The sequence below is a fragment of the Demequina sp. NBRC 110054 genome (assembly GCF_002090115.1).
Classification (GTDB): domain Bacteria; phylum Actinomycetota; class Actinomycetes; order Actinomycetales; family Demequinaceae; genus Demequina.
Window position 1 is genome coordinate 905,640 of the sequence record NZ_BBRK01000004.1, and the last position, 26,599, is coordinate 932,238.

Consider the following 26,599-nt stretch of genomic DNA (forward strand, 5'->3'; position numbering starts at 1 on the left):
CATGAACCTGACCTTCGATCTCGCGTTCGTGGAGACGCTCATGCTCGCGGGCGTGAGGCTCGTCGCGTTCCTGATGATCGCGCCCCCGTTCAACGTCAAGCAGTTCCCCGGCTCGGTCAAGGCGGCGATCGGCATCGGCATCGCGCTCGCCGCGATGCCCCGCGTCACCGCGGCGGCCGACACGGTGCCCGGCGCGCTGCTGGTGCAGGAGACACCCGGCGCGCTCGTCGGCGCGCTCGTCCTCCAGGCCTTCATCGGCCTCGCGCTCGGCTTCATGGTCAAGCTCGTGTTCGCCGCTGTCGAGACCGCCGGCTCCCTGATCGACGTCATGGGCGGCTTCCAGATGGCATCCGCATACGACCCGGTGTCCGGCTCTCAGTCCTCGGTGTTCGGGAAGTTCTACTCGATGACGGCGCTCGCGCTGCTGTTCGCCTCCGACGCACACCAGCTGATGATCGCCGGGATGGTGCGCACCTTCGACGTGCTCCCCATCGGCGTCGCGCCCTCGCTGTCGGTCATGGCGGAGCTCATGACGGACGGGCTCGCGCAGCTCATGGTCGCGGCGCTGCAGATCGCGGGCCCGCTCGTCGTCGTCCTGTTCCTCGCTGACGTCGGCCTCGGTCTCCTCACCCGCGTCGCCCCCGCGCTCAACGCCTTCGCGCTCGGCTTCCCGCTCAAGATCCTGCTCACGCTCACGCTGGGCTCGATCGCCTTCCTCGCGCTCCCGCAGATCATCAGCTCTCTCACGGACGATGCGGTGTCCATGATCCTGGGTGGCACGTCGTGAGCGGGGACCAGTCGGGCGAGAAGACCGAGAAGGCCACACCGAAGCGGATGAAGGAGCTGCGCCGCGACGGCGCGCTCCAGCGCTCCTCGGACATGAACGCGTGGGTCGTGGTCGGCTCGGCGGTGCTCATGATGCCCTTCGTCATCAGCCATGCCCAGGACGCCGCCACCGAGCAGCTCGTCGCTCTGCAGTCGATCGCGTCGTCCCCCGAGGAGCTGGTGGCGCTCGAGGCCTTCCAGGACGGGCTCGCGTCGGTGATCCTCACCATGCTTCCGCTGCTCGCCGTCGTCGCTCTCGCGGCCGTGGTCGCGACCGTCGCGCAGGGGGGACTTCACTTCGCGCCGAAGAAGCTCAAGCCGAAGTTCGATCACTTCAACCCGAAGAACGGCTTCAAGAAGATCTTCGGCAAGGAGGCCTGGTGGAACGGCATCAAGGCTGCGCTCAAGGCGGCGGCCATCGGCACGGTCCTCTGGATCGTCGTGCAGGGCCTGGTGCCGCTCATGCTGGGCTCGGGGGTGCACTCCTACAGCACGATGCTCGGCATGGCGGCCGACGGGGTCAAGGACCTCGTGGTCACCGCCGTGGTCGCGGGCCTGGTGCTCGCGGGGCTCGACATGTTCGTGATCATGAAGCGGAACCGCAAGCAGACGCGCATGTCCAAGCAGGAGATCAAGAACGAGCACAAGGCCGCTGAGGGCGACCCGCACATCAAGGGCCAGCGCCGGGCCCGTCAGATGGCGATGAGCCGCAACCGCATGATGGCGGCGATCGCCGACGCGGACGTCGTCATGGTCAATCCCACGCACGTGGCCGTCGCGCTCAAGTACGAGCCGGGCACGGGCGCACCGCGCGTCATCGCCAAGGGTGCGGGCCACATCGCGGCGAAGATCCGCGAGAAGGCCCAGGACCACAAGATCCCGATGGTGCAGGACATCCCGCTCGCCCGCGCGCTTCACTCCGCGTGCGAGATCGGCGACGAGATCCCCCCGCACCTGTACGCGGCCGTCGCGAAGGTCCTCGCCTTCGTCATGGCGCTCCGCCGCCGCGGTGCTGCCGTCGGCATGCACCGCAACCCGCACGCCGAGGAGGTCGCCGCATGACCGCGTCCCGCCGCATCGTCCCTGTCGGCACCGACCTCGGTGCCCGCATCGTCTCGGCGAAGCACGAGCCTCGCCTCCTCCCCACCAAGGAGATCCAGCCATGATGAAGAACCGGATGACCCAGTTCGCCGTGCCGGTCGGCGTCGTCGGCATCGTCCTGCTGCTCGTCGTGCCCCTGCCGGCCGCGCTGCTCGACTTCCTCATCGTCACCAACATCGCGCTCTCGCTCGTGGTGCTGCTCACGTCGATGTACGTGCAGCGCCCGCTCGACTTCTCGGTGTTCCCGTCGCTGCTCCTGGTGCTGACGCTGTTCCGACTCGGTCTCAACGTCGCCTCGACGCGCCTGGTGCTGCGGGACGGCTACGCGGGCGAGGTGATCGGGGCGTTCGGCCACTTCGTCGTGGGCGGCTCCATCATCATCGGCCTGGTCATCTTCCTCATCCTCGTGATCATCCAGTTCGCGGTCATCACCAACGGCGCGGGGCGCGTGGCCGAGGTCGGCGCGCGCTTCACGCTCGACGCCATGCCCGGCAAGCAGATGGCGATCGATGCGGACCTCAACGCGGGTCTCATCGACGAGGCCACGGCGCGCCAGCGTCGCGCGGATATCGCGGCGGAGGCTGACTTCTACGGCGCCATGGACGGTGGCTCGAAGTTCGTCAAGGGCGACGCGATCGCCGGCATCATCATCACCGTCATCAACCTGCTGGGCGGGTTCGGCGTCGGCATGCTCCAGATGGGCATGGAGCCGGGCGACGCGCTCGAGACGTTCTCGATGCTCACGATCGGCGACGGCCTGGTCTCGCAGATCCCGGCGCTGCTGCTCTCGGTCTCGACAGGCATCATCGTCACCCGCGCGACCGCGAACGAGGACATGGGAAGCGCGGCCAGCCGCCAGCTCACCCAGTCGCGCACCGCCCTCATGATCGCGGGCGGCGCCTCGGTGCTGCTCGCCCTCGTGCCCGGCATGCCGAAGCCGCCGTTCCTCGTGCTCGGCATCGGGCTGCTGATCATCGGTCAGCGCGTCGGCGCGAAGCAGAAGGCAGGGGCCTCGCAGGAGGTCGCCGCCCCACAGGCGCCCGAGGGACCCGGTCCCGACTCGCCCGAGGCGATCATGGAGCAGATGCGCGTCCACGCGCTCGAGATCCAGCTCGCTCCCGACCTCGTCGACCTGGTCGGCACCGGATCGGATCAGGACCTGCTCGCGCGCGTCAAGGGCCTGCGCCGCAAGATCGCGATGGAGCTCGGCATCGTCATCCCGCCGGTCCGCACGCGCGACTCGGTGGACCTGCCGCGCTCGACCTATGTGGTCCGCATCGGTGGCGTCGAGGTCGCGCGGGGCGAGGCGCCCGTCGGCCGCCTCCTCGCGCTCGGCGACCACCTGGAGCAGTTCGCAGGCGAGTCCGTCCGTGAACCGGTGTTCGGGCTCATGGGCAAGTGGGTGCCGATGCAGGCGCGAGCGCAGGCCGAGCTGGCGGGAGCGACCGTCGTCGACCGCGTCTCGGTCCTCGTCACCCACCTCGGCCAGATCATCACCGACAACGCGCCGCGCCTGCTGACCCGCGAGGACGTGCGCGTCCTCGTGGACGGCGTCAAGCAGGTCAACCCGGCCGTGGTCGACGAGCTCGTGCCGTCGCTGCTGTCGCTCGGCGAGGTGCAGCGGGTTCTCCAGGGCCTTCTTGCGGAGCGGGTCTCGATCCGCGACCTGCCGCGCCTCTTCGAGGGTCTGAGCCTGCGCGCGAAGGTGTCGACCGACCCGGAGGGGCTCATCGAGGCCGCGCGCGGCGCGCTCGGTCCGGCCGTCGCGGCGCCGCACGCGCAGGACGGCGTGCTGCGCGTGCTCACGCTCGAGCCGCTGCTCGAGCAGCAGCTCGTCGAGGCGCGGCGCCCGGGCGACGACGGCACGCAGCTCGCGGTCGATCCTGATCGCCTCGAGCGGCTCATCCAGTCGGCCCGCAAGCGCCTGGACGATGTCGAGAAGGCGGGCCTCGAGGCCGTCGTCGTGTGCGCGCCGATCCTCCGCCCGGCGCTGCGCCGCACGCTCGCCCTTGCCATCCCGCACGTGGTTGTTCTTTCCTATACAGAGGTGACCGGCGCTTCGGTGCAGGTCGAGACGGTGGGAGTCGTGAGCGATGCCGCAGCGATTGCATCTTGAGGGTGCCGACCCGCACGAGCTGCTCGTGCAGGCGCGGGAGCAGTACGGCCCGCATGTCACCGTCGTGCGCGCCGAGCGCGTGCGCAGCGGAGGCGTCATGGGCTTCTTCGCGAAGGAGATCTACGAGCTCACGCTCGAGGTGCCCGACACCGCGCTCGCGGTCGAGGCCGGTCCCTCCTCGACGCGACCCGTGATCGAGGACTCGGATCGGATGTCACCCCAGATCGCGGCGGAGATCGCCGATGCCGAGGCGCTGCGCGCGGAGATGCTCGGCACCGCCAGGCCCGCGGGCGCGCATCAGGCTTTCCCGGTCGAGGGCGCGCAGCCCGCGACCTCGCAGCCTTCGGAGGCGGCGCGCGCGTTCGAGCGTGCGCTCGACGAGGCGGTCGGCACGGCCGCCCCCGAGGACCTTCCTTCCGTGCAGGAACCGCGCACCTTCGTCCCCGCAGCCTTCCCCGCCGCCGATCCGACCGCGCGCGTCGTGAACCCCCGCCAGGCGCCGGAGCCCGCGGCAGAGCCGACCCCCGTCGAGGGTGCGGTCGGCGCAGTCGAGGCGGACCCGGCCGGGCCGGCGATCGACGTGCCCTCTGCCGACGAGCCCGAGCCCTCGACCTTCGCTCCCTTCGCCGCCTCCGGTGGCGACGAGTCCGCGTCGGAGCGCCTCATCGTCCCCGAGCTCGAGCCCGAGTCGCCGTTGACGCCCGCGTCCCCTGTCCCCGCATCTCGTGAGCAGGCCCCGGTCGCGTCGCCTGATTCGGCTGCTCCGGTCGAGCAGCCCGTCGCCGAGCAGCCCGCTGAGCAGCCCGCAGCGCCGTCTGTCCGCCCCGCGGCTGCCGCCCACGCGGCCAGCAAGGCCTCCGCCCGCGCGACCGCGCGCCGCGAGGCTGCCGCACGCGTCGAGGCGGCGGAGAACACGACCGCCAACGTCGTGCTCCACCGCTGGGGCGTGCAGAGCGACCTCATGGACGCGGTCGAGGTCGGACCGACGGCCGCTGACCTGCTCGCGCTCGGCGTCCCGCCGCGCCTGCTGGGCAATCGCGTTGCGCTGTCCGACAGGGTGCCGCTGCTCGAGATGGTCGCGCGCCTCGGGGCGCCGACGCAGCGTCGACTCGAGCCCGGCGAGCTGCTCGTCGTCACCGGCGCGCCCGACCGTGCGCTCGCGGTCGCGCGCCAGGTCGCGTCGTGGATGGGTCTGCCCGACCAGTCGGTCGCGCTCGCGGGCGAATGCGAGGCGATCAGGGGCCACGGGCGCCGCATCCGCACTGAGGCGGCGGCGCGCGCCGCTCGTGCTCGTGCGGAGGAGGCCGCCTCCGAGGGTCTGCCGGTCGTGGTCGCGCTCGGCATCGCGCCGGGCCGTCGCGGCGCGATCGCGGCGACCCCGCTGCTCTCAGCCTTCGAGGCCGACGCCACGTGGTTCGCCGTCGACGCGGGCGAGGCCCACGGGGTCGCGGCCGCGATGGAGCCGCTCGCTGTGGGCGCCCACGTGGATGCGATCGCGGCGGTCGGCGTCGGCCGGTCGCAGGCGCCCGCCTCGCTCCTCGACGCGGAGCTCCCGGTCGCCTGGATGGACGGTCTTCCGGCCTCGCCCACGGTGTGGGGAGCGCTGCTCGCCGAACGGATCGCCGCGCACCGCTGAGCCGCGCACGCCTCGATCGCGAGCCTCGACGATGCCGATCGCGCGCCTCGTCGGTACGTATCCCGCAAAACCCGCGGCCGTCCTGACCCCGTGGGGCCGTGCACCCGTTAGGCTCGTCGCATGCTGGTCCTGTCTCGTCGCGTCGGAGAGCGCCTGGTCATCGGGAACGACATCGTCGTGTCGATCATCGATGTCCGTTCCGACGGTGTGCGCATCGGCATCGACGCGCCCCGTTCCGTCAAGGTGACGCGCGCCGAGATCCTCGAGGCTGTGGAGAGGCAGAATGCCGAGGCCGCGGCCATGGACGACAGCGCGATCGAGGCGCTCAAGTCGATCGCCCCGCCCAAGCCGAGCGCCGCGAAGGGCGACAAGCCGGCCTGACCCCGCTCCGCAATTACGCACGCTTCGCGTTGCGGAAAGCGGGACCAAAGTTGGTGAGGCGAACCTCACCGCCGGACTTACCCTGAGTTCGTGACACTCGCCGACCTTCCCCGGGGCGCCCGCGCGCACATCCGTGCCGTGAACGCGGAGGCCGACACGGCCCTGCGCCTGCGCGAGATGGGCCTGCGCAGGGGCACGCTCGTCGGCGTGGTCGGCATCGCCGCCGCGGGAGCGCGGATCGTGAGCATCGGCGCGGCACGCATCGCGATCGACCTCGCGACCGCGCGCAGCATCGAGGTCAAGGCGGCCGAGGCATGAGCGCCGACCACTGCGCTCCCGGAGGTCCGGTCAAGAGCACCGGCGCAGCGGCGACGGCCACGGCGGCCGCCAAGCCCCACGTGATGCTCGTCGGCAACCCCAACGTCGGGAAGTCGACCCTCTTCAACACCCTCACCGGCTCCCGACAGCACGTCGTCAACGCGCCCGGCACGACGGTCACCCTCACGGAGGGAGCGTGGCGCTGCGGAACGACGGTCGTCGAGCTCGTCGACCTCCCGGGCACCTACTCGCTGGTCGCGCGCTCGCCCGACGAGCAGGTCGCTGCGGACGCCGTGACGGCGGGCGGGGGCGAGCTCAACGTCGTCGTCCTCGATGCGACGGCGCTCAGCCGCTCGCTCTACCTGCTCGCCCAGATCGCCCTCACCGACGTCCCCGTCGTGGTCGCCGTGACGATGAACGATCTTGCGGCCTCGCGCGGCCTGAGCCCCGACATCGCGGCGCTCGGGCGCACGCTCGGCGTTCCCGTCGTCGCGGTGAACGGCCGCACTGGGGAGGGGGTCGACGGCCTCGCGCACGCGGTCTCGCGCTCGCTCGCCAGGCCGCAGCGGGTCCAGGGCCTCCCGTGCACGGCCGCGGACGACGGCGAGCTCACCTCCGAGCTCGAGCGCGCGCAGGTGCTCTTCGACTGGGTCGAGACCGTCGTCGACGCTGTCCTCCCCCCGGACGATGCGAAGCCCACCTTCTCCGACACGCTCGACAGGGTCCTCCTCAACCCGTGGGCGGGCATCCCGGCCTTCGCTCTCGTGGTGTGGGCCGTCTTCCAGCTCACCACGGTCGCCGCGACGCCGCTCATGGACGCGATGGCCGGCTTCGTCGACGGTCCTGTGACGACCGGGGCGCACGCGCTGCTCGAGGCGGTCCGCGCACCCGCGTGGCTCGAGTCATTCGTCGAGGGGGGAGTGCTCGCGGGAATCAGCGCCGTCGTCTCCTTCATCCCCCTCATGGCGCTCATGTTCGCCGCGATCAGCGCGCTCGAGGCGTCGGGCTACCTCGCCCGCGTGGCCGTGGTCGCCGACAAGGCGCTGCGCAGCATCGGCCTCGACGGCCGCGCGATGCTGCCGCTCATCGTCGGCTTCGGCTGCAACGTCCCCGCGCTGTCGGCGACGTCGGTCCTCCCGCACGCCCGGCAGCGACTGCTCGCCGGGATGCTCGTGCCGCTGACGTCGTGCACCGCACGCCTGGCCGTCTACCTGGTGCTCGCGCAGACATTCTTCCCCTCTCATGCCGGCACGGTCGTGTTCGGCATGTACGTGATGTCGGTCGTGCTCGTGGTGGTCGGTGGCCTGCTCGCGCGCGGCACCGTCATGCGCGACCTCATCCCGCAGTCGCTCGTGATCGCCCTGCCCGACTACCAGTGGCCGCACCTCAAGACGCTCGGCCGGTCGGTGTGGACCCGCGTCGTGTCGTTCATCCGCAAGGCGGGCTCTGTCATCCTCCTCGCCGTGATCGCGCTCTGGGCGCTCCAGGCGATCCCGGTCCGCGGCGGCCACGACCTGGCCGACGTGCCCGTCGAGGACTCGGTGTACGGCGTGGTGTCCGAGGGCGTCGCCCCCGCGCTCGCCCCGATGGGCCTCGACGACTGGCGCATCGCGGCGTCGCTCGTCACGGGCGTCGCGGCCAAGGAGGCCGTCGTCGGCGCGCTCGCCCAGGCCTACGCCGTGGACGACGGCACCGACTCCGGGGTGGCCGCGCTGCGCGACGAGGTCCGCGAGACCGTCACGGAGACCTCCGGCGGTCACCCGGTCGCCGCGTCGCTCGCCCTGATGATCTTCATCCTCGCCTACATCCCGTGCCTCGCGACCCTCGCCGAGCAGCGCCGCCTCTACGGGTGGAGGTGGACCACGGGCGCCGCCGCGACGTCCTTCGCGGGCGCCTATCTCCTGGGCACCCTGGTGTTCCAGATCGGGAGCCGACTGTGAGCCCCTTCAGGAGGACGATGCGACCGTCGCCCGGGACAGGGACGACGCGGCGGTCCGGCGCGCGCGGGGAGGTGGGGTCGGTCTTCGGATCCGTGGTCGCCCTCATGGGTCGCGGCTTCACGCCCGCGGCCGCCGCGCGCGAGCTCGGCATCAACCCGGACGTCGCGCAGGCCGTCGCGGAGGAGGCGCAGCGGCTCGGGCTCGTGGTCGACACGGGCACGGCCTGCGGCACCGGCTGCACGCCCGGCGCGAAGGTCGCGTGCGCGGGCTGCCCGATCGCGCGCTGACCGCATCGCCGCACGCTGCAGGAACCCCTTCCCGCGCGATGCTTCGGGGTGCTAGAAATGCCTCAGCCCACGAGCGGGACGTTGCCCTCAGGGCGGCTACGGGGCGGCGGTTGGCGTGGCGCCAGTTCCGCTGTTCCGGGCGCGACGCGCCCGCAGAGCTGGGGAGACCACATGGACGACGTGGCGCGGTGGGCCCACATCGATCGCCTGAGGGAGGACCTCGGCCTCGACGGGGAGGCGATCGCCGCCGCGGTGGTGGCCGACGGTGCCGAAGCGGTACTCGCGTGGTGGACCTGGATGCGCGCCCGCGCGGAGGAGTACATCGCGGCACAGGGCTCGTGCCTGAGCGACGGCATGCTCGGAGAGGCCTTCGAGGTGGTGCTGAGCGGCAGGCAGGTCTTCGAGTCCGCGTTGGCTGCCCCTGAGAGCTTCGATGGACCCGGCGGGGAGGACGGCTTCCTGCTCATGGAGGAGCTCGAGTGCTTCTACTGGGACAGCACCGGGTGCTCGATCGAGGACCCCGAGGCCGAGCCCGATCCCGACTGGTCGGAGTCTCCGGAGGAGGAACCTCGCGTCGGCCCGCTGCGCCGCGCCTGGTCCCGCCTCCTTGGCCGAACGGAGCCGTAGGGGCCCGACCGTGGTCCGGCCCGGACCGCTCCCGGACGCCCGACGCACGACCCGCATCGTCCGTGTGACGGACCCGTCCTGACACGACTGCTCACCATCGCGTGCCCCCGGCCGATGAGTCGCGTGACACGGCAGATAGCCGCCAGGAACGTGACAGGAGCGTATCGATGGACGCGATGGATGAGATCGTCCGGGAGTTCGTGGTCGAGAGCTACGAGAACCTCGACCAGCTGGACCAGGACCTTGTCGCTCTGGAGAGCGACGCGGGCTCGCGCGCTCTGCTGAGCTCGGTGTTCCGCACCATCCACACGATCAAGGGGACCTCGGGCTTCCTGGCCTTCAGCAACCTCGAGTCCCTCACCCACGTCGGCGAGAACCTCCTTGCCGAGCTGCGTGACGGCAAGCGCGAGATGACCCAGCTCACCGCGGACGTGCTGCTCAAGATGGTCGACGCGGTGCGCGACCTGCTCGGCTCGATCGAGTCCACCGGCACCGAGGGCACGATCGACACCGCGCCGGTGGTCGCCGAGCTGCAGGCGGTCCTCGACGACCCGACCGGCGGCGCCGGCGCCACGCCCGCGCCCAAGGCGGACGCAGAGGACGAAGCCCCCGCCGATGCGGAGGAGGCGCTGTCCGAGGCCATGGGTGCGCTGCACGTGAGCGACGAGGACGACGAGGACGACGAGGAGCTTCCCGCCGAGGAGGCCGCCGCCGAGCCCGCCGCCGAGTCCACGAAGACCATCAAGCCGAAGATCGGCAAGCGTCCCGCGGACGCCCCGGCCCCGGCCCCCGCCACCGCAGCCGCTCCCGCCGAGAGCAAGCCAGGCAAGGTCGAGGAGACCGCCGTTCGCTCGGCCGCCGAGCAGTCGATCCGCGTGGACGTGGACGTGCTCGACGCGCTCATGCGTCACGTCGGCGAGCTGGTCCTCGCCCGCAACGCGATGACCAACCTGGCCGCCGACATGGACGACCCGGTCCTGGTCCGCGCCTCGCAGCGACTGTCGCTCATCGCGACCGAGCTGCAGCAGGGCGTCATGAAGACCCGCATGCAGCCGATCGACCACGTGTGGAACAAGGTTCCCCGCATGGTGCGCGACATCTCGTCGGCCCTGGGCCGCAAGGTGCGCCTCGACATGGTCGGCAAGGACACGGAGCTCGACCGCGGCGTCCTGGAGGCGATCAAGGACCCGCTGACCCACCTGATCCGCAACGCGATCGACCACGGCATCGAGACCCCCGAGACCCGCACCAAGGTCGGCAAGCCCGAGCAGGGCGTCCTCACGCTGAAGGCCTACCACCAGGGTGGTCAGGTCGTCATCGAGATCACGGACGACGGCAAGGGCATCGACCCGGAGGTCATCGCGTCCAAGGCGGTCGAGAAGAACCTCAAGACCGCGGCGCAGATCGAGGCGATGAGCCCGCAGGACATCCTGCAGCTGCTCTTCCTGCCCGGCTTCTCGACGGCGGAGAAGGTCACCAACGTGTCCGGACGCGGCGTCGGCATGGACGTCGTGAAGACCAAGATCGACGGGATCGGCGGCGTCGTCGACGTCCAGTCGACCCCGGGCACCGGCACCACGTGGCGCCTGCGCATCCCGCTGACGCTCGCGATCATGCCCGCACTGACCGTCGAGTCGGCCTCGGAGACCTTCGCGATCCCGCAGGTCAACCTGCTCGAGCTGCTCGCGATCGACGACAAGCTCACCGGCATCGACCACGTGGGCGACGCGCCGGTCTACCGCCTGCGCGGACACCTGCTGCCGCTCGTGGACCTGCGCGACGTGCTGGGCCGAGAGAAGCGCGAGTCGCTCGAGGGTGCTGTCATCGCGGTGCTCCAGGCCGACGGGGGCCGCTTCGGCCTCCTCGTGGACAAGGTCCGCAACACCGAGGAGATCGTCGCCAAGCCGATCGCCGCGGCGATCAAGACCATCGGCCTCTACGCCGGCGCGACGCTGCTGGGAGACGGATCGGTCACGCTGATCCTCGACATCCCCGCGGTCGCACGCCGGGCGCTCGAGCTCACCGAGACCCAGATCGAGGGTCACGACGAGACCGCGGGCCGCGGCGATACCGAGCAGATGCTCGTGGTCTCCGTCGGCGACGGGCGCCAGCTCGCGATGCCGCTCGGCGCGGTCACCCGCCTCGAGCGCCTGCCCGCGACGGTCCTCGAGACCGTCGGAGGCGCGAGCGTCATGCAGTACCGGGACCGCATCACCCCCGTGGTCGACCTGGCGCAGATGCTCGGCGCCGGCGCGGCCTTCCGCGAGGAGCTGGCCTTCGTGGTCTGCACGCGCGGCGACCGGACGGTGGCGCTCATCGCCAACGAGGTGGTCGACATCGTCGACTCGAGCGCCGAGGAGCGCTCCGAGGTGTCGGGCTACGGTCTGCTCGGCTCGATCGTGGTCAAGGACAAGGTCACCGAGCTGCTTGACCTCGAGGCCGCGGTCACCGCCGCGGACGCCTCCTTCTACGAGGTGGACGACACCGTCTTCAACGAGTCTCAGGTCGCCGAGCTCATCGGCGCCGGTAAGGGAGCCTGACATGCTGCACCAGCTCGCCACGTTCAAGCTCGACGACCGCCTCTACGGCGTCGACGTCGCCAGGGTCCAGGAGGCCCTCAAGATCCAGGCCCACACCCCGGTGCCTCACGCGCCCCGCACGGTCGCCGGCCTGGTGAACCTCCGCGGCCAGGTGGTCCTCATGGTCGACCTCCGAGCCCGTCTCGGCCGCGAGCCCTACGGCCCCGACGACGAGCCGATGATGATGGTCGTCAACATCGACGGCGAGCCCATCTCGCTCCTCGTCGACGCGGTCGGCGACGTGCTCGAGCTCGACCCCGACACGTTCGGCCCGCCGCCGCCCACCCTGGAGGAGTCGCTCCAGGAGCTCGTCACCGGCGTGTACTCGATGGAGGACGAGCTGCTGCTCTCCCTCGACGTCGACCTCGCCGCGCAGGTCTGATCGACCACTCACTTCCCAGTTCCCCACGTCGGACCCGCGAGGGCCCGGCACCACCCTGGCGCATGACGCGCCGGTACAGGAGACACGATGTCAACGCAGAGCGGAGGCGTTCCCCGCGAACGCCTGGGCCCCCGGATGGGCGGTCGCTGATGGCCACCATCAAGGTCCTCGTCGTCGACGACTCCGTCGTGGTGCGCCGCATCGTCACCGAAGCGCTCGCCGCCGACCCGTCGATCGAGATCGTCGGCGTCGCGCAGAACGGCCAGATCGCCCTGACCAAGGTCGCGTCCCTCAAGCCGGACCTCATCACGATGGACATCGAGATGCCCATCATGAACGGCATCGAGACCGTGACGGAGCTGCGTCGTCGCAACGTGCGCACCCCGATCATCATGTTCTCGACGCTCACGTCGCACGGCGCGTCCGCCACCCTGGATGCGCTCGCCGCGGGCGCCACGGACTACGTCACCAAGCCCACCCGCGTCGCCGACCCGACCGAGGCCGTCGGCGTCATCAAGCAGCAGCTGCTGCCGAAGATCAAGGCACTCGTCGGCCGTCCGCGGCTCAGCGCCCCGGCCCGGGTCGCTGAGGCCCAGGGACCGCTGCGTCGGCCTCGCGCCGTCGTCATCGGCTCCTCCACGGGAGGCCCCGAGGCGCTGTCGAAGGTCATCGGTGCGCTGCCAGCCGCGCTGCCCGTACCCGTGCTCGTGACGCAGCACATGCCCCCCGTCTTCACCGCCCAGCTCGCCAACCGGCTCGACCGGCTCGGCCCGTCCCACGTGGTCGAGGCCAAGGAGGGCGACCGCCTGGACCCGGGCCGCATCTACGTCGCACCCGGAGACTTCCACCTCGAGGCGCGGAGCCAGGGCGCGCTCGTGAAGGCCACCGTCCACCAGGGCCCGCAGGTGAACTTCTGCCGCCCCGCGGTCGACGTGATGTTCGACTCCGCCGTGCGCGTGTGGGGAGGCGACCTGCTCGCCGTGATCCTCACGGGCATGGGTGCCGACGGCCGCGAGGGAGCCCGCAAGATCAAGGACGCCGGAGGTCGCGTGATCGTTCAGGACGAGGCCACCTCGGTGGTCTGGGGGATGCCCGGCGCCGCCGCCACGGCGGGCCTTGCGCATCAGATCCTTCCGATCACGGAGATCGCGCCCGCGATCGCGGCCGTGTTCGCCGGACGGACCACCCCGACAGGAACCGCCCCGAGGGGCGCAGGAAGAGTGGGGGTGGCGCGATGACTATCGCACCCGAGGCATTCGACTTCGTCGCGACGCTGGTGCGCCAGCGCGCCGCGATCCAGCTCGAGAAGGGCAAGGAGTATCTGGTGGAGAGCCGCCTGGCTCCGCTCGCACGCTCCGCCGGCGCGCCCAACGTGGACGCCTATGTGCGCACGCTCCGCGCGAACACCGGGCTGCACGACGCGGTCGTCGAGGCGCTCACCACCAACGAGACCTCGTGGTTCCGCGACATCAGCCCGTTCAACATGCTGCGCCAGCACGTGATCCCCGAGCTCCGGAACCAGGGCAAGCGGCACCTCAAGGTGTGGTCCGCCGCGTGCTCGTCCGGCCAGGAGCCGTACTCGATCGCGATGACGGTCAAGGACCACCACTCGGACCTGGGGCTCTCGGTCACCGCGACCGACCTGTCCGAGGAGGTGCTCGCCAAGGCTCGCCTCGGCGCGTACAGCCAGCTCGAGGTCAACCGCGGGCTTCCCGCCCCGGTCCTCGTGAAGCATTTCGTGCGCAAGGGCGCGACCTTCGAGATCAGCCCCGCGCTGCGTGATCAGATCACGTTCCGCAAGCACAACCTGCTGGACCAGCCGCCCATGGGCGGACCGTTCGACATCGTGTTCATTCGCAACGTCCTCATCTACTTCGACGTCGCGACGAAGCGCGAGGTGCTCTCCAAGGTCAGGCGATCCCTGGCCCCCGGCGGGTACCTGTTCCTCGGCGCCGCCGAGACCACCATTGGAATCGACGACTCCTGGGAACGCGTCCACGTGGGTGGCGCCTCCGTATACAGGCCTCGCGAAGGGAAATAGACGACATGAAGGCACTTGTCATCGATGACTCGCGCGTCATGCGCCGGATCGTCGGAGGAATCCTCACCGGCGTCGGCTTCGACGTGGTCGAGGCCGGGGACGGCAAGGAGGCGCTCGCGCGCCTCGAGGAGAACGACGACGTGCAGCTGTGCTGCATCGACTGGAACATGCCGGTGATGACCGGATTCGAGTTCGTGGTCGAGGCGCGCAAGCGCGACGAGTGGCGCGACATCACGCTGATGATGGTCACGACGGAGGGCGAGCAGAACCAGATCGTGCGCGCCCTCGCCGCCGGCGCCCACGAGTACGTCATCAAGCCGTTCACCCCCGATGTGATCGTCGACAAGCTCCAGTTCCTGGGGCTCGTCGAGGCGAAGGAGACGCTATGACCGTCACGACCATGTGGGAGGTCCTCGCCGACCCGGACCCCGTCTTCACGATCGCGGAGGACCTCTTCGCGACGATGATCGACGGCGAGCCGGGCCACCTGATCCGGTGGTACGGCGAGCGGCCCGCGATCCTCCACCCGACCTACACGTGGGTCGACGTCCTCGGAGGAGACCAGGACGCCCGTGTGCTGATCTCGATGGGACGCGAGACCGGGGACGACCTGGCCCGCGTGCTGTTCGACCTCGAGGACACGGACGACGTGCCCGACACCGATTTCGACGATGCGGTGGGAGAGCTGGTGAACGTGGTCGGCGGCAACGTCAAGTCGCTCGTCACGCACCCCGGCGCCCTCACCATGCCGATGGTCTCCGGCGGCATGCCGGAGATGGGCGGCCTGGAGCCCGTGGTCGATGCCTGCGTCACCTGGAAGGGCTCGCTCGTGTGCGTGAGCCTCTGGGTGTTCGACAAAGAAACCGCAACCGAGTCCTAACCCGACTGAAGAGAAAGAGAGGTGGCCGACATGAAGGTTGTCGTCGCCGATGACAGCCGCGTCATGCGGCAGATCGTGATCCGCACGCTCCGCCAGGCGGGTTACGACTGGTGGGAGATCGAGGAGGCCGAGAACGGCGCCGATGCTCTCACGAAGATCCAGGCCAGCCAGCCCGACTTCGTGCTGTCCGACTGGAACATGCCCGAGATGACCGGGATCGAGCTGCTGCGCAACCTGCGCGCCGCGGGTGACGAGACGCCGTTCGCGTTCGTCACCTCGGAGGGCTCGGACCAGATGCGTGAGACGGCCGACCAGGCCGGCGCGCTGTTCCTCATCGCCAAGCCGTTCACCGCGGACACGTTCCGCGACACGATCGACCCCCTGCTCGCATGACCGCCGTCGACCTCCAGCCCACGCCGGTGCCCACGGCGTTCGAGGTGAGGGAGCTCTTCGAGGGCATGCTGGGCCGCGGCGTGGAGTGGTCCGACGGCAAGAAGGTCGACCCGCTCGATGGCGCCGCGTGCGCCACGTACGTGGACGACTTCGGCAACGTGCTGGCAATCGCGCTCGCGGACGTCCCGCTCATCGCCCGCGGCGGCTCGGCGATCGCGCTGATGCCGCAGAACGGCGCCGAGCAGGCGGTGTCGAGCGGCCTCGTCACGCCGCCGCAGTTCGACAACATGTCGGAGATCCTCAACGTGGCAGCCTCGCTGTTCAACAAGAAGGACACGGTGCACCTCAAGCTCAAGGACACCTACGCGCCGCGAGAGACCCTCCCCGGCGACGTCAACTCGCTCGCCCTCCAGGAGGGTGCGCGCCTCGACGGCACGCTGAGCATCCAGGGCTACGGCGACGGACGGATCTCGATCGTCGTCGCGTTCTAGGCGTCACCCCCTCGCCGGGCGCGGCAACCCTCCCTTTCTGCGCCGCGCCCGGCACATACAGGCCCGCGGGCCCGCTGCACCCTCGCCAGGTTGCGCGGCCCGCGGGCTTCGTCGTGCCCGGACCATACTTCGGCGACTTTCGACATTTTGCATCATGCTGAATAAGTGATCAGCGTCTCGCAAAATATCGATGAAAGGTGGACCAGATTATTGCATCATTCCTGCAAGAGCAGCGTTTACCGCCTCTCACAATTCCATGAACCTGCCCGATGAGGTGGGTATCGCTCCGTATTGCGACGGAGAAATGACAGAGAAAGCAGTGAGATGGCAATATTCAGGCAAAACCGTCGGGCCCGGCGTCGTTTCACGCTTTCGGCCCAAATCTTCTCGGCCTTCGGCGTCGTGCTCGCGGCGCTCATCGCCGTCGGCGTCGCGGGCGTCAGCCAGTTGATCGCGCTCAAGAGCGCGAGCCATGCGCTCATCGAGAGCAGCCAGCAGGCGGACGAGTACGTCATGGACATGGAGGTCACGTGGTCGGAGGTCGTGAAGCAGCACCTTCGCGTCGACTCCGCCGCCGAGTCGGGTGACGCCGCAGCGCTCGAGGCCGCGTGGGCGCAGCAGGAGGTGACCTTCCAGGACTTCGACGCGGCCATCGGCACCTTCGTCACCTACTACGAGGAGGAGTTCGGCGTCGCCGTCGGGGACCTCGCCCGCAAGGTCGCCGACTGGGCCACCTTCCAGGAGACGGCCGATGCGATCTTCAACCCGGCCTCCACTGCGGTGGCTGAGGGCGACGACTCGGAGCTCGAGGCGCAGATGGACGTCATCCGCGAGAACATCGACGAGCTCGTGGACGAGGTCGACGCCACCGTCGCGGCCGAGGAGGCCGCTGTGGACGATAAGGCCACCGCCACCGAGGTCGTCATGATCGCCACGCAGCTCGGCGGCATCCTCGTCGCCATCGTCGTCGGCATCATCCTTGCTCGCCGCATCAGCGGCGGGGTCGGCAAGGTCGAGCGCTCGCTCGAGGCTCTCGCCGAGGGCGACCTCACGGCCGCAGCGGTCGTCACCACCAATGACGAGATCGGCGACATGGCCCGCGCTCTCGCGTCCGCCCAGACTGCGCTGCGCGAGACGATGGCCGAGGTCATCCGGTCGGCGCAGACAGTCGCGTCCGCCGCGGAGGAGCTGTCCGCCGCGAATGCGCAGGTCGCCGCCGGCTCGCAGGAGGCCAGCGTCCAGGCGGGCGCCGTCGCGACCGCGGCCGAGGAGGTGAACCGGTCGGTGCAGGCGGTGTCCGCCGGCGCGGAGGAGATGGGCGCGTCGATCAAGGAGATCTCGCACAACGCCAACGAGGCGGCGCGCATCGCGACCAACGCGACGAGCGTCGCGGATGCGGCGAACGATCAGGTCGGCAAGCTCGGCGTCTCGAGCCAGGAGATCGGCAACGTCATCAAGGTCATCACCGGCATCGCCGAGCAGACCAACCTGCTCGCCCTCAACGCGACGATCGAGGCCGCTCGCGCGGGCGAGGCGGGCAAGGGCTTCGCCGTCGTGGCCTCCGAGGTCAAGGATCTGGCGCAGGAGACCGCCAAGGCGACCGAGGAGGTGGCCCGCCGTGTCCAGGCCATCCAGGAGGACACCGGCGGCGCGGTCGATGCGATCGCGGAGATCTCGGACATCGTCAAGCAGATCTCGGACTTCCAGATGACGATCGCCTCGGCGGTCGAGGAGCAGACCGCGACCACCAGCGAGATGTCGCGAGGCGTGAACGAGGCGGCGACCGGTTCCGCTGGCATCGCGTCGAACGTCACCGCAGTGGCACAGACGAGCGCCGACTCGGCGGAGGTGCTGGATCAGATCGGAGCCTCGGTGAACGAGCTCGCGGAGCTCTCCGCGAACCTGCGCGCCAAGGTCGAGTTCTTCACCTACTGACGCCGCAAGCCTGCCGCTTGAGCAGGGTGAAGGCCCCGGGGCGCGGACTCGCCCCGGGGCCTTCACCGCGCGCATGCGGAATGGTTCGACGCCTTCGCGGCCTGCGAGCCCTGCTGTGTCTGCGCGCGGCCTCCCGCGTCGTCCCGACGCGGTCTTCTCAACAGCCGACCATCAGGGCCGATGGGGTGGCCAGGTCCCCCACCCGACGATTCATCCTGCGAACACAAGGAAGACCCATGGAAGAGAACACCGCATCGCGTCGAAGTCTCGGCGGCCTCCGCTTCCCGATCGGCGCACAGATCGCCGTCGTCGGCGGTGTGCTCCTTGCCGCTCTCGTCACCGTCGGCTTCGTGTCCTACGGCACGCTGCAGAGCGTCCGCTCGACGGACCTTGAACTGCTGCTCGAGCAGGAGGCGATGAACGCGGACATCCTGGAGCTGCAGGACACGCTGTGGTCCGCGCGGTCCGCCGCGCTGCGCCTCGAAGCCACCGGAGTGACCGACCCCGCCACGGCCGTGCCCCAGCTCGAGGAGACCTACGAGGCCTTCCTCGTCGCCTTCGATACCTTCGCCGTCGAGTACGAGGAGACCTACGGTGAGCCGCCCGCCGCGGCTGCTGAGCTTCCCGAGCTCTGGGAGACCTACACGACGATGATCCTGTCCGCGTGGGACTCGACTGCGCCGCAGTACGAGACGGAGGACAAGGTTGCCGCCGGCACCGCCGTCGTCGAGCTCGTCGCCTCGATCACGGAGGAGGTCAACGCGCACGGCGAGGAGGAGTTCGTCGCGTCCGAGGCCGCGGCGGCTCGCGCGCAGCTGGTGACCTGGATCGTGCTGGGCGTCGGCGCGCTCGTCGGCATGGCCTCGGGTGTGGTCATCTCGCGTCGCCTCCGAGTCGCGACGGAGAAGCTGGGCGCGTCACTCAAGGCGCTCGCGACTGGAGACCTCACCGTGGCTCCCGACGTCTCCTCGAACGACGAGATCGGCGACATGGCGACCGACGTGCGCACCGCCCAGGCGGCGCTGCGCGACACCATGGCGGAGGTCATCTCCTCCGCGCAGACTGTCGCGGCTGCGGCGGAGGAGCTGTCGGCGGCGAACGCTCAGGTGGCTGCGGGCTCGCAGGAGACCTCGACCCAGGCTGGTGTGGTGGCGAACGCTGCCGATGAGGTCAACCGCAATGTGCAGACCGTCGCTTCCGGTGCGGAGCAGATGGGTGCGTCGATCAAGGAGATCAGCCACAACGCCAACGAGGCGGCGCGCGTGGCGGCCAACGCCACGACCGTGGCGGAGTCCGCGAACGATCAGGTCGGCAAGCTGGGTGCCTCCTCGCAGGAGATCGGCAATGTCATCAAGGTGATCACCACGATCGCGGAGCAGACGAACCTGCTGGCGCTGAACGCGACGATCGAGGCTGCGCGTGCCGGCGAGGCCGGTAAGGGCTTCGCGGTCGTGGCGGGCGAGGTCAAGGACCTGGCGCAGGAGACGGCCAAGGCGACCGAGGAGGTGGCGCGTCGCGTGGCTGCCATCCAGGAGGACACCGGTGGTGCTGTCGAGGCGATCAACGAGATCTCGGAGATCGTCAAGCAGATCAACGACTTCCAGATGACGATCGCGTCGGCGGTCGAGGAGCAGACCGCGACCACGGGCGAGATGAGCCGCGGTGTGGCCGAGGCCGCGACCGGCAGCGCCGATATCGCGGGCAACATCTCCTCGGTCGCGCAGGCCTCCGCGGATGCCGCCCAGGTGCTGGACCAGATCGGCGCGAGCGTGAACGAGCTGGCGGAACTGTCCGCCAACCTGCGCGCGAAGGTCGACTACTTCACGTACTGATCCACCACTCGTGGTCGTCGGTCGCTCGTGCGGTCGACGGCCCGCCCCAAGAAGGTCCCGTGGCGTCCGGACTCGTCACGGGGCCTTCGGCGTTCCCGGACCGGGGACCGCCCGCGCCCTTGCGCACTGTCCGCCCCCGCATCGTCTCCATGCTCGACGGTGTGGCGCGCTTGACACCGGTTCGTTTCGCACCTGCCAACCGTGCTAACATTTCCCGGCACGCGCGAGTGGCGGAATAGGCAGACGCGCACGGTTCAGGTCCGTGTGCCCGAAAGGGCGTGGGGGTTCAACTCCCCCCTCGCGCACGTGAAGGCTGGTTCGGCTTATGAACCAGTTCTAGTGGGTCTATTGCCTCAGGCAAGGCCCGCGGAAGCTCTTCGGAGCTCCTAAGACGGCAAGAAGGCCGCCTGCGACATCAGTCGCAGGCGGCCTTCGCTGTTTCTTGGGTTTTGAGGGGGTTTGAAGGGCCTCTCGGGGAGGTTCTGGGCATGCTTGCGCCTCCGACCCCTGTGGGGCCGGAGGCGAGTTGTGCTGTTCGGTTCCGGAGGCGGCCGCGTTACGCGGCGACCTGGTTCGGTGGTGCGAGATCCTCGTCGCTCGTGGTTGTATCGCTGTACCGGCGCTTGAGTGGCGTGGGTCCGGGGTCTGTGGGAATCGGGCCGTGCTCGATCCTGTGGACGTTGAGATAGGCACGGATGCGCTTGACGTTGGTCAGCGCGAAGAACAAGGCGGTGGCGATGGCCTGCTTTGCCATGCCGCGTCCACGGCGGCGCTTCGTGTCGTCGAGACCGTCTTCCTTGACGTCCTTGTTGAACGTCTCGACGTGCTCACGCTTGCCGTACATCCGCTGCCATTCCGGGGACTTGTACTCGTAGTCCTGGTGGTACTTGCCGGTGACTTCATCGAGCTTGACCTTGTGGGAGGCCTGGTGTGCCAGGCAGATCTCGCCGGCCACGGCCTCGTCTGGGGGATTCTCGACGTCGACGCGGGTCCGACCATCGTTCATGATGGCCTCGAACTTCGCCTTCTGCGCGCGGTTCTCGATCTTCGAGACGACGAGTTCGCGCAGCGGACACCTCACATTGCCGTGAGGATCGGTCGCGGGGCACGAGATGCGAATCTCGCCATCCCGGTTGGCCGGGCCGTCCGTCTTGATGTTGAACATCGCACGTCGGTCGAGCTGCTGCCTGTAGGTGCCGTCGGGTTCGGCTGACTCAGCGTCGTCTGATTGTTCCTCGGGAATCGGCTCCTCAGCATCCGCTTCCTGGCGTGCCCTGAAGTTCTTGGTTGCATCGATCTGTGCTTCCGGCATGCCGGGGCAGCGAAGCCTACCCTCGACCATGATGGTGCCAATGGGGCCAGCCATTTTGCCGAGTTGATTCACGGTGTAGTCGTGGCAGGACTTGAAGCCCATCTTGCGGGCGGGTTCCTTGAACTTCTCAGGCTTCGCGTTGGGCATGATGGCCCGGTCGGCCACGACGCTTCCTGGCGAGATGTCGTGGTTCGAGGCCACCTTCGCGAGGGCTTCCAGGGCGGTCAGCGAGTTCTCGCCGATGCGGAATGCGGGGGCGTCGAACGAGATTCCGAAGACGAGGCACGGCACTCGCTGTGCATCATCGGCATTCGCGTCATCGACAGTGACCGCGATCGTCGCTTCGTAGGCCCAAAGCGCCTTCTTCAGCGCCGCGTCGGACACGGGTGCGGTGCCATCGTCCGTTAGCCCACCGTGGTCGCCGGTCCTCACGTACCAGCCAGCCATCGCCTCCGCGTGGTGGCGCTTCCTGGACCTGATTCCGCGGAACTCCTTGCGAACTCCGCCCGTGAACTTGGCTGCGTAGGCGGGGACGTTCGTGCCGTCGATAGCGACCGATCCGCGCCAGTGCCTCAGCAGGACGCGACGCTGAGCGCGGTTGAAGCGGAAGAGTGAGCCGTGAACAATCGCGTTCATCAGCCACAGCATCCGCGCCCTCATGTTGTCAGCGAAGCCGCTGCTCTCCAACGCCTCCACGTCGGCCTCGACATCCATGATGGCTCGCGCGTGCTGGGTTGCGACGCGGGGGTATGGCTCGACGAGCTTCATGAGCCGCGTGTATGCGGAGTGCGCGCGGCCGTAGAGCGCGTCGGGAGAGACCTCGAAGGTGACCGTCTCTTCCTCGTCGGTGTTCTTGACATCCCAGAAGGTGCGTCCATCGGTGAGCAGGTAGACATCGTCCGTGATCCCGAGCTTCTCTGCAGACTCCTGCGTAAGGCGGTAGCGCATCGCGTGTGCGACGTCACGGATTGGAGCTGGGGAGCCGTCCTCGGTGACGGCGCTCCACAGAATCAGGAATGAATAGAGGCTGAGGCTTTCGGGCTTGCCCGGTCCGGGTGTGGCGGTTCCGGAGCCGAACTGCCAGACCCTAATCTGCGCTGCAACGTCGTTGTGGGACAAGCCCATGTCGATGTTGTCGAGGTGCAGCGGCTTGAGGTCGTTGCGGTCGTCGCTTTGAATGCGCTTGAGCTTGCGTGAGACGCGAACCCTGGTGGCCCTGCGCTCGGATGCCTTGGCACGGTTCCCGCCACCGTCGCTACCAGTGCGCCGGCCCCCGCGCCGAGCGCGAGTCTTGCCCGCGGTCATCGCGTGCCCCCGTGCTCGGCGCGAAGGCGCGCCCTGTACTCCGAGGTGTCGAGTTCCGGCACGTGCCTGAGGATTCTCTCGATCGAAGAAAAGTCCGTCACACCCATCGCCTTCATCAGCGCCTGGATGGGCACCGCTGCGCGCAACCTGCCCACGACCCATGTCACGCGCAGACGTTGCGTCGACACCGGCGTGTGCGCCAGGGCGTACTGTTCGACGAACCGTGACGCGGTGTTCTTGTGGGTCTCGGCGCGGCCCGTGCGGAAGACGAAGTCGTCCGATCCCAGTCCGGTGAGGGCGTCGATGAAGACCTGCTCGACGCTGGCGAGCACCGGCACCTCACGGGGTCGGGCTCCAGTGACGTTCAGCACGACGCCCTCGTCGTCGGCGACGACGTCACGTGCGCGAAGGTCGCATACCTCGCGTCCGGTCAGGCCCGCTCCCAAGCACCCGGCGACGAGCACCATGGCGTCCCTGCGATTGCGCGGGTTGGCAAGCGCGTATGCCCACGCCCAGATCTTGTGCTCCTGCGAGGCGTCATAGGGCTTCTCGCCCTTGGACGGTGGGATCGCTGCCATCCTCGGCCGCGATGCGCGCGGGTTGAGCACCTCCTGCATGCGCAGCCCACGGGTGCGGTAGTTCCCCACCGTCCCCCGCGCGACGCCCTTGACGGCCGTCCCTGCCCACTCGGCGATCAGCCCTGGGCGGAAGATCCGTTCGCGCTCAAGCTCGACGCCACACACGCGGTAGCACCAGTCGACGTACTGCGACAGCATCGCGAGAAGCTGGCGCGGTGAGTACTGAGTCCTGCCGTCGCAGTCGCGCACGGCCTCGCGCACGAAGGCGGCGATAGGCTCCCAACGCTCCGGGGCGAGCGAAGGGCTATAGGAGTTGATGATCTCGTCCATGTCAGAAAGGCGACGCTTCCGCCTCGAGTGGTGGGATACGTCACCACTCAAGGGAAACACGCGCGCGTCCACCTGTCGCGTGGAAGAGTGACCCTGGTGGGTCGCGCCGATTGCTTCGCCGGGCAGATGGAGTCGCTGTGCGGGTGTCGAGCCACGGAGCGCGGCCCTTGAACTCCAGGCCTTGCCGGTCGTGTCGACGTGCTGGGTGTCGGTCAAGCCGCGGCCCTCTCGCTGAATGGCGGTGTCGCGCCGTGGAGTAGGGAGCGGTAGAGGCAGGTGTCGACGCGGTCGACGTACTGGAGGTAGCGGGCGATCGCGGAGAAGTCGCCCAGGCCCATCGCCTTCATCAGCACGTCGATGCGCACTCCGGAGTTGAGTTGCCGGACCACCCAGGTGGCCCGGGCACGCTGCGTCGAGACTGGCTCCCCAGTCGGCGTGTTCCGGGCGATGAAGTTCGACACCGTGTTCTTGGCGCTCTTGTCGCGTCCGGGTAGGAACACGAAGTCGTCTGCAGAGGTGCGAGCGCGCGCTGCGATCAACACGTGGGACAGCTCGCTGTGCACGGGTACCAAGCGGACGCGTGGCTGGCTCACGCGGACGAGCACGCCTGAGCCGTCGATGATGATGTCGCTCCGGCGCACGTCGCACACCTCGCGCCCGGTGAGACCCGCGCCCAAGCAGCCTGCGAGGAGGAACTCGGCATCCTGCCGCAGCGCTAACGTCGGCAGGCCGTGCGCCCACGTCCACAGCTTCTTGAGCTCAGTGTTGCCGTAGGGCTTGCTGCCTGCCGACGGCGGCACGTGCGGACGCTCTGACGGTGCCGCGGAGGGGTTCAAGAGCTTCGTCGTACGCACGAGGTGCGACCGATAGTTGCCCACGGTCGCCTGCGCCAGGCCAGGGTGCGGCTGCGCGACGAACTCGTCGATGACGGCGAGTGTGAAGACCTGCTTGCGGTCTAGACGCAACCCGCGCTCCTGGACGCACCAGTCCGCGTACGCGGTGAGGGTCTTCAGCAAGCCGCGTGCGTCAAGGACGCTTCCCGTGTGGCAGTCACGTACTGCCGCGCGCACGAACGTGGACACCCGCCGCCACCGTGGGGAGTGCAAGCGCGGCGTGTAGTCGCGGATTGCTGCCTCCACCGCAGCCGGGTCGTCCGAATCTCCTGGCCGAAGGAAGGCCCTGTGAGCCGCCAAATCGTCGACGGCGTCACCGGGATGAGGTGTGGTGGGATCAACTAGGCTCACAGCATGCCGCCCAAGAGAGCGCGCCCCAGAGATCTCGGCTCCAACTGGCCAGAGGAATCCATCTCCGATGCTGCTGGCGAGGTCGCTCGACTGCTCGCCATCGCTCTGCGAGACACAATCGACGGCATCAGTCTGCGCCGCGCCTCCAACCTCACCGGCGTCGACCACGTCACCATCGCCGACATCCTGCGCGGTGACTCCTGGCCCGACCTGATCACCATTGCCCGCCTCGAAGCCGGGCTCGAGACCACGCTGTGGCCCTGCGGGCTGGCCGCCAGAGTCGCTACAGGGAAAGCCGCCGACGGGCCTGAGGGGCCGTAGTTCAGTCCCCGCCTTAGGTGCCGCACCAGGTGCCCCGGCTTCGGCAGTCTTCGCGACCTGGTACTGATCCTGCATGCACTCTCCTGGCTCGACTTCGATGCTGGTAGGTGCGGTCGCCGTGACCGGCTCCGCGCGATGCATCGATCGTGGCCTGGATCCCGATGGATCTAGGGGAGGCTGAGTGTCCGAAGGATCACATCATCAAATCTCCTGGTAAATGTCAGTCGGATGAGGATTTCTCGTCCCAAGGCGGCCTGAATTGGCTCGGAACGGCTGGCTGAGCGCAAGCATTCGGCCACGGCATCGGCACGATAGGCCCGAGTTCGCCCGTGCTACTGCAATAAGCGTGGAGGGCAACGTATTTCCAGCCACCAGGTCGCCGCGTTCCTCTGAATCAAAGGGTTTGCTCGACGGGGCTCCGGTGCTGTCGCGGTAGCCCTGGGGTGCTCGACGTGTCAGCAGCGGAGTCTCACTGGGACCAGGCCCAAGCGGTCTGCTCGGCGAGCCTGATGATGGTGAAGTCGTCCTTGCCCCGGTGCACCCAGTCGACGGGGCGCATCCCCAGCACCGTGAGCTGGGACGACAGCCACCATGCGACCGTGAAGTCGTCCTCCGCCTGTGCCTGCAGAATCTCGATCAGTACGTTCACCGTGGGGTGGTTGCTGGCGTCAATGAACGACAGCACGGGGTGTGGGTCGTCGCCGTCGAGCGTGCCCATGACCGGCAGTTCCGATGGAGCGATGCCGGCGATCTCGGCGGCCTGCTCACGTGTGCACAAGTCACCCACTGCACGTTCCGTGTTCTCGAGGTCCACCTGCACGTCGATGTCGTTGTAGGCGACCGGTGTGCCGATCAGAGCGGCGGCATCGACGACCATCCCTAGCACATCGCCGATGGCGTGGGCCTGCGTGCCGAAACCCAGCTGCGGCACATCGATCGACCACGCTCCCTCGACACGGCTGACGCGGGCTGTCACCGCACGGCGGTCGCGCTGGCCTTCGCCGGTTGGAACGCGCCTGAGTGCCGCAATCATTGCCTGGATCGCGTCCGCCGGGAGGGCGTCCTCGGGTTGTGCCGCCAGGGACTGGGTCGCGGCGAGGGCAGCGGCGGGCAGCCACTCGTTTTCGTCTTCCCAGGGGCCGATCGTGAGTCGTTCGATCACGGCGCGGGTCTGAGCAGCAAGCGCATCCGTGTCCTCCCGTGCGCGGGCGACTGCACCCTCGATGACGTCGTGCAGTGCTTGCGCTGACTCGCCGGTCAGCGACACCACGCGCCCATTGATCTCGAACACCACAGGTCCGCCCAGCGCGAGAGTGCCGTGCAGACGTGCGATGAAGTCCAGAAACGCGTCGTCGTCCATGGCCCCATGGTGCGTCGCACCTGTGACATGCAGTCCCGAGGGGTCGTGTCGGAGCCCGGGGCTACGGTCCCATGTCATGAACGCTGCTGAGGATGAACCGTTCGAGCATTGGTGTGAGGTGTGCGGCCGCACTGAGATGCTGACGTCGAGGCAGGCCTACGACGCCGGGTGGGATTTCCCTCCGATGATGGGTGTCTTCGGTGTGATCTCAGGCCGCCAGTGCCCTTCTGTGGAGTGCACGATCGAGAAGACGGCGTGGTGGGCGCTCGCCGTTGAGAAGACTCCCGTCGATGACCTGCCCGCACGTCACCTCGTCACCGTCATGCGGATCCTGGCCGAGACCGGCGCAGGCAACGCCTGAAGCTCCACCCATCGTGGCCGGACG

25 protein-coding genes and 1 tRNA gene are annotated in these 26,599 nt (G+C 69.0%); 22 read left to right on the forward strand and 4 right to left on the reverse strand.

The features are described 5' to 3' along the window. Position 1 precedes the first annotated feature (1 nt). From B7K23_RS04185 to B7K23_RS04280, 20 genes are all read left to right on the forward strand, one after another. Complete coding sequence (locus B7K23_RS04185; RefSeq protein ID WP_084125136.1) at positions 2–787, forward strand: flagellar biosynthetic protein FliR; 786 nt, start codon at positions 2–4, stop codon at positions 785–787. Beyond that, a complete protein-coding gene (locus B7K23_RS04190; RefSeq protein ID WP_084125137.1) occupies positions 784–1,887 on the forward strand; it encodes a flagellar biosynthesis protein FlhB in 1,104 nt (367 codons plus the stop codon). The genes B7K23_RS04185 and B7K23_RS04190 overlap by 4 nt, the downstream gene beginning before the upstream one ends. A 103-nt stretch (positions 1,888–1,990) precedes the next feature. Beyond that, positions 1,991–4,042 carry a flagellar biosynthesis protein FlhA gene (flhA, locus tag B7K23_RS04195; RefSeq protein ID WP_143338192.1) on the forward strand — a complete coding sequence of 684 codons (2,052 nt, stop codon included), beginning with the start codon at positions 1,991–1,993 and terminating at the stop codon, positions 4,040–4,042. Then, positions 4,020–5,678: a hypothetical protein gene (locus B7K23_RS04200; RefSeq protein ID WP_143338074.1), complete on the forward strand. Its 1,659-nt coding sequence runs from the start codon at positions 4,020–4,022 to the stop codon at positions 5,676–5,678. The genes flhA and B7K23_RS04200 overlap by 23 nt, the downstream gene beginning before the upstream one ends. A gap of 120 nt (positions 5,679–5,798) precedes the next feature. Then, positions 5,799–6,059, forward strand: a complete 261-nt coding sequence (csrA, locus tag B7K23_RS04205; protein WP_084125140.1) for a carbon storage regulator CsrA — start codon at positions 5,799–5,801, stop codon at positions 6,057–6,059. A gap of 90 nt (positions 6,060–6,149) precedes the next feature. Next, on the forward strand, positions 6,150–6,377 hold the full coding sequence (locus B7K23_RS04210; RefSeq protein ID WP_084125141.1) for a FeoA family protein: 228 nt from the start codon (positions 6,150–6,152) through the stop codon (positions 6,375–6,377). Beyond that, positions 6,374–8,317 (forward strand): ferrous iron transporter B, encoded by a 1,944-nt coding sequence (locus B7K23_RS04215; protein ID WP_084125142.1) that lies wholly within the window; start codon positions 6,374–6,376, stop codon positions 8,315–8,317. Before B7K23_RS04210 ends, B7K23_RS04215 begins: the two co-directional genes overlap by 4 nt. Positions 8,318–8,334: 17 nt before the next feature. Beyond that, on the forward strand, positions 8,335–8,604 hold the full coding sequence (locus B7K23_RS04220; RefSeq protein WP_143338075.1) for a hypothetical protein: 270 nt from the start codon (positions 8,335–8,337) through the stop codon (positions 8,602–8,604). A gap of 171 nt (positions 8,605–8,775) precedes the next feature. Then, on the forward strand, positions 8,776–9,231 hold the full coding sequence (locus B7K23_RS04225) for a hypothetical protein (RefSeq protein ID WP_084125144.1): 456 nt from the start codon (positions 8,776–8,778) through the stop codon (positions 9,229–9,231). A gap of 167 nt (positions 9,232–9,398) precedes the next feature. Continuing rightward, the gene (locus B7K23_RS04230; RefSeq protein ID WP_084125145.1) at positions 9,399–11,771 is read left to right on the forward strand and encodes a chemotaxis protein CheW; all 2,373 of its coding nucleotides are present in this window, start codon (positions 9,399–9,401) and stop codon (positions 11,769–11,771) included. Between the two features lies 1 nt (position 11,772). After that, positions 11,773–12,192 carry a chemotaxis protein CheW gene (locus B7K23_RS04235; protein WP_084125146.1) on the forward strand — a complete coding sequence of 140 codons (420 nt, stop codon included), beginning with the start codon at positions 11,773–11,775 and terminating at the stop codon, positions 12,190–12,192. A 149-nt stretch (positions 12,193–12,341) separates the two neighbouring features. Then, entirely contained in the window at positions 12,342–13,430 is a 1,089-nt protein-coding gene (locus tag B7K23_RS04240) for a chemotaxis response regulator protein-glutamate methylesterase (RefSeq protein ID WP_084125147.1), read from the forward strand. Further along, positions 13,427–14,233: a protein-glutamate O-methyltransferase CheR gene (locus tag B7K23_RS04245; protein WP_084125148.1), complete on the forward strand. Its 807-nt coding sequence runs from the start codon at positions 13,427–13,429 to the stop codon at positions 14,231–14,233. Before B7K23_RS04240 ends, B7K23_RS04245 begins: the two co-directional genes overlap by 4 nt. Positions 14,234–14,238: 5 nt before the next feature. Beyond that, entirely contained in the window at positions 14,239–14,622 is a 384-nt protein-coding gene (locus B7K23_RS04250) for a response regulator (RefSeq protein ID WP_062204745.1), read from the forward strand. Next, positions 14,619–15,113: a chemotaxis protein CheX gene (locus tag B7K23_RS04255; RefSeq protein WP_084125149.1), complete on the forward strand. Its 495-nt coding sequence runs from the start codon at positions 14,619–14,621 to the stop codon at positions 15,111–15,113. Before B7K23_RS04250 ends, B7K23_RS04255 begins: the two co-directional genes overlap by 4 nt. 30 nt (positions 15,114–15,143) lie before the next feature. Next, positions 15,144–15,506 carry a response regulator gene (locus tag B7K23_RS04260; protein ID WP_084125150.1) on the forward strand — a complete coding sequence of 121 codons (363 nt, stop codon included), beginning with the start codon at positions 15,144–15,146 and terminating at the stop codon, positions 15,504–15,506. Continuing rightward, positions 15,503–15,997 (forward strand): hypothetical protein, encoded by a 495-nt coding sequence (locus B7K23_RS04265; protein WP_084125151.1) that lies wholly within the window; start codon positions 15,503–15,505, stop codon positions 15,995–15,997. Before B7K23_RS04260 ends, B7K23_RS04265 begins: the two co-directional genes overlap by 4 nt. 324 nt (positions 15,998–16,321) lie before the next feature. Continuing rightward, positions 16,322–17,932, forward strand: coding sequence for a methyl-accepting chemotaxis protein (locus B7K23_RS04270; protein WP_234996416.1), 1,611 nt, complete (start codon positions 16,322–16,324; stop codon positions 17,930–17,932). 236 nt (positions 17,933–18,168) lie between these two features. After that, positions 18,169–19,764 carry a methyl-accepting chemotaxis protein gene (locus tag B7K23_RS04275; RefSeq protein WP_084125152.1) on the forward strand — a complete coding sequence of 532 codons (1,596 nt, stop codon included), beginning with the start codon at positions 18,169–18,171 and terminating at the stop codon, positions 19,762–19,764. A 221-nt stretch (positions 19,765–19,985) separates the two neighbouring features. Beyond that, positions 19,986–20,069 (forward strand) — tRNA-Leu (locus B7K23_RS04280). Between the two features lie 251 nt (positions 20,070–20,320). Here the strand turns inward: B7K23_RS04280 and B7K23_RS04285 are convergent. From B7K23_RS04285 to B7K23_RS04295, 3 genes are read right to left on the reverse strand one after another with little or no spacing between them, the layout of a single operon-like run. Continuing rightward, positions 20,321–22,381, reverse strand: a complete 2,061-nt coding sequence (locus B7K23_RS04285; RefSeq protein WP_143338076.1) for a hypothetical protein — start codon at positions 22,379–22,381, stop codon at positions 20,321–20,323. After that, positions 22,378–23,505, reverse strand: a complete 1,128-nt coding sequence (locus tag B7K23_RS04290) for a tyrosine-type recombinase/integrase (protein ID WP_143338077.1) — start codon at positions 23,503–23,505, stop codon at positions 22,378–22,380. Before B7K23_RS04290 ends, B7K23_RS04285 begins: the two co-directional genes overlap by 4 nt. Continuing rightward, on the reverse strand, positions 23,502–24,305 hold the full coding sequence (locus tag B7K23_RS04295) for a site-specific integrase (protein ID WP_084125155.1): 804 nt from the start codon (positions 24,303–24,305) through the stop codon (positions 23,502–23,504). Before B7K23_RS04295 ends, B7K23_RS04290 begins: the two co-directional genes overlap by 4 nt. A gap of 231 nt (positions 24,306–24,536) precedes the next feature. Here B7K23_RS04295 and B7K23_RS04300 point away from each other — a divergent pair, with 231 nt between their 5' ends. Then, positions 24,537–24,854 (forward strand): helix-turn-helix transcriptional regulator, encoded by a 318-nt coding sequence (locus tag B7K23_RS04300; protein WP_200809762.1) that lies wholly within the window; start codon positions 24,537–24,539, stop codon positions 24,852–24,854. A 469-nt stretch (positions 24,855–25,323) separates the two neighbouring features. On the opposite strand, the gene B7K23_RS04305 is transcribed toward B7K23_RS04300, so the two are convergent. Then, on the reverse strand, positions 25,324–26,214 hold the full coding sequence (locus B7K23_RS04305; protein WP_084125156.1) for a hypothetical protein: 891 nt from the start codon (positions 26,212–26,214) through the stop codon (positions 25,324–25,326). Between the two features lie 76 nt (positions 26,215–26,290). Here B7K23_RS04305 and B7K23_RS04310 point away from each other — a divergent pair, with 76 nt between their 5' ends. After that, a complete protein-coding gene (locus B7K23_RS04310; RefSeq protein ID WP_084125157.1) occupies positions 26,291–26,575 on the forward strand; it encodes a hypothetical protein in 285 nt (94 codons plus the stop codon). Positions 26,576–26,599: the final 24 nt, after the last annotated feature.

Excerpts from the sequence above, each read along its gene's own strand:
- B7K23_RS04200 (WP_143338074.1), top strand. The coding sequence starts at position 4,020 with ATGCCGCAGCGATTGCATCTTGAGGGTGCCGACCCGCACGAGCTGCTC.
- B7K23_RS04220 (WP_143338075.1), top strand. The coding sequence starts at position 8,335 with ATGCGACCGTCGCCCGGGACAGGGACGACGCGGCGGTCCGGCGCGCGC.
- B7K23_RS04285 (WP_143338076.1), bottom strand. The coding sequence starts at position 22,381 with ATGACCGCGGGCAAGACTCGCGCTCGGCGCGGGGGCCGGCGCACTGGT.
- B7K23_RS04245 (WP_084125148.1), top strand. The coding sequence starts at position 13,427 with ATGACTATCGCACCCGAGGCATTCGACTTCGTCGCGACGCTGGTGCGC.
- B7K23_RS04250 (WP_062204745.1), top strand. The coding sequence starts at position 14,239 with ATGAAGGCACTTGTCATCGATGACTCGCGCGTCATGCGCCGGATCGTC.
- B7K23_RS04305 (WP_084125156.1), bottom strand. The coding sequence starts at position 26,214 with ATGGACGACGACGCGTTTCTGGACTTCATCGCACGTCTGCACGGCACT.
- B7K23_RS04270 (WP_234996416.1), top strand. The coding sequence starts at position 16,322 with ATGGCAATATTCAGGCAAAACCGTCGGGCCCGGCGTCGTTTCACGCTT.
- B7K23_RS04300 (WP_200809762.1), top strand. The coding sequence starts at position 24,537 with ATGCCGCCCAAGAGAGCGCGCCCCAGAGATCTCGGCTCCAACTGGCCA.
- B7K23_RS04235 (WP_084125146.1), top strand. The coding sequence starts at position 11,773 with ATGCTGCACCAGCTCGCCACGTTCAAGCTCGACGACCGCCTCTACGGC.
- B7K23_RS04230 (WP_084125145.1), top strand. The coding sequence starts at position 9,399 with ATGGACGCGATGGATGAGATCGTCCGGGAGTTCGTGGTCGAGAGCTAC.
- B7K23_RS04185 (WP_084125136.1), top strand. The coding sequence starts at position 2 with ATGAACCTGACCTTCGATCTCGCGTTCGTGGAGACGCTCATGCTCGCG.
- B7K23_RS04265 (WP_084125151.1), top strand. The coding sequence starts at position 15,503 with ATGACCGCCGTCGACCTCCAGCCCACGCCGGTGCCCACGGCGTTCGAG.
- B7K23_RS04240 (WP_084125147.1), top strand. The coding sequence starts at position 12,342 with ATGGCCACCATCAAGGTCCTCGTCGTCGACGACTCCGTCGTGGTGCGC.
- flhA (WP_143338192.1), top strand. The coding sequence starts at position 1,991 with ATGAAGAACCGGATGACCCAGTTCGCCGTGCCGGTCGGCGTCGTCGGC.
- B7K23_RS04260 (WP_084125150.1), top strand. The coding sequence starts at position 15,144 with ATGAAGGTTGTCGTCGCCGATGACAGCCGCGTCATGCGGCAGATCGTG.
- B7K23_RS04310 (WP_084125157.1), top strand. The coding sequence starts at position 26,291 with ATGAACGCTGCTGAGGATGAACCGTTCGAGCATTGGTGTGAGGTGTGC.
- csrA (WP_084125140.1), top strand. The coding sequence starts at position 5,799 with ATGCTGGTCCTGTCTCGTCGCGTCGGAGAGCGCCTGGTCATCGGGAAC.
- B7K23_RS04225 (WP_084125144.1), top strand. The coding sequence starts at position 8,776 with ATGGACGACGTGGCGCGGTGGGCCCACATCGATCGCCTGAGGGAGGAC.
- B7K23_RS04215 (WP_084125142.1), top strand. The coding sequence starts at position 6,374 with ATGAGCGCCGACCACTGCGCTCCCGGAGGTCCGGTCAAGAGCACCGGC.
- B7K23_RS04275 (WP_084125152.1), top strand. The coding sequence starts at position 18,169 with ATGGAAGAGAACACCGCATCGCGTCGAAGTCTCGGCGGCCTCCGCTTC.
- B7K23_RS04255 (WP_084125149.1), top strand. The coding sequence starts at position 14,619 with ATGACCGTCACGACCATGTGGGAGGTCCTCGCCGACCCGGACCCCGTC.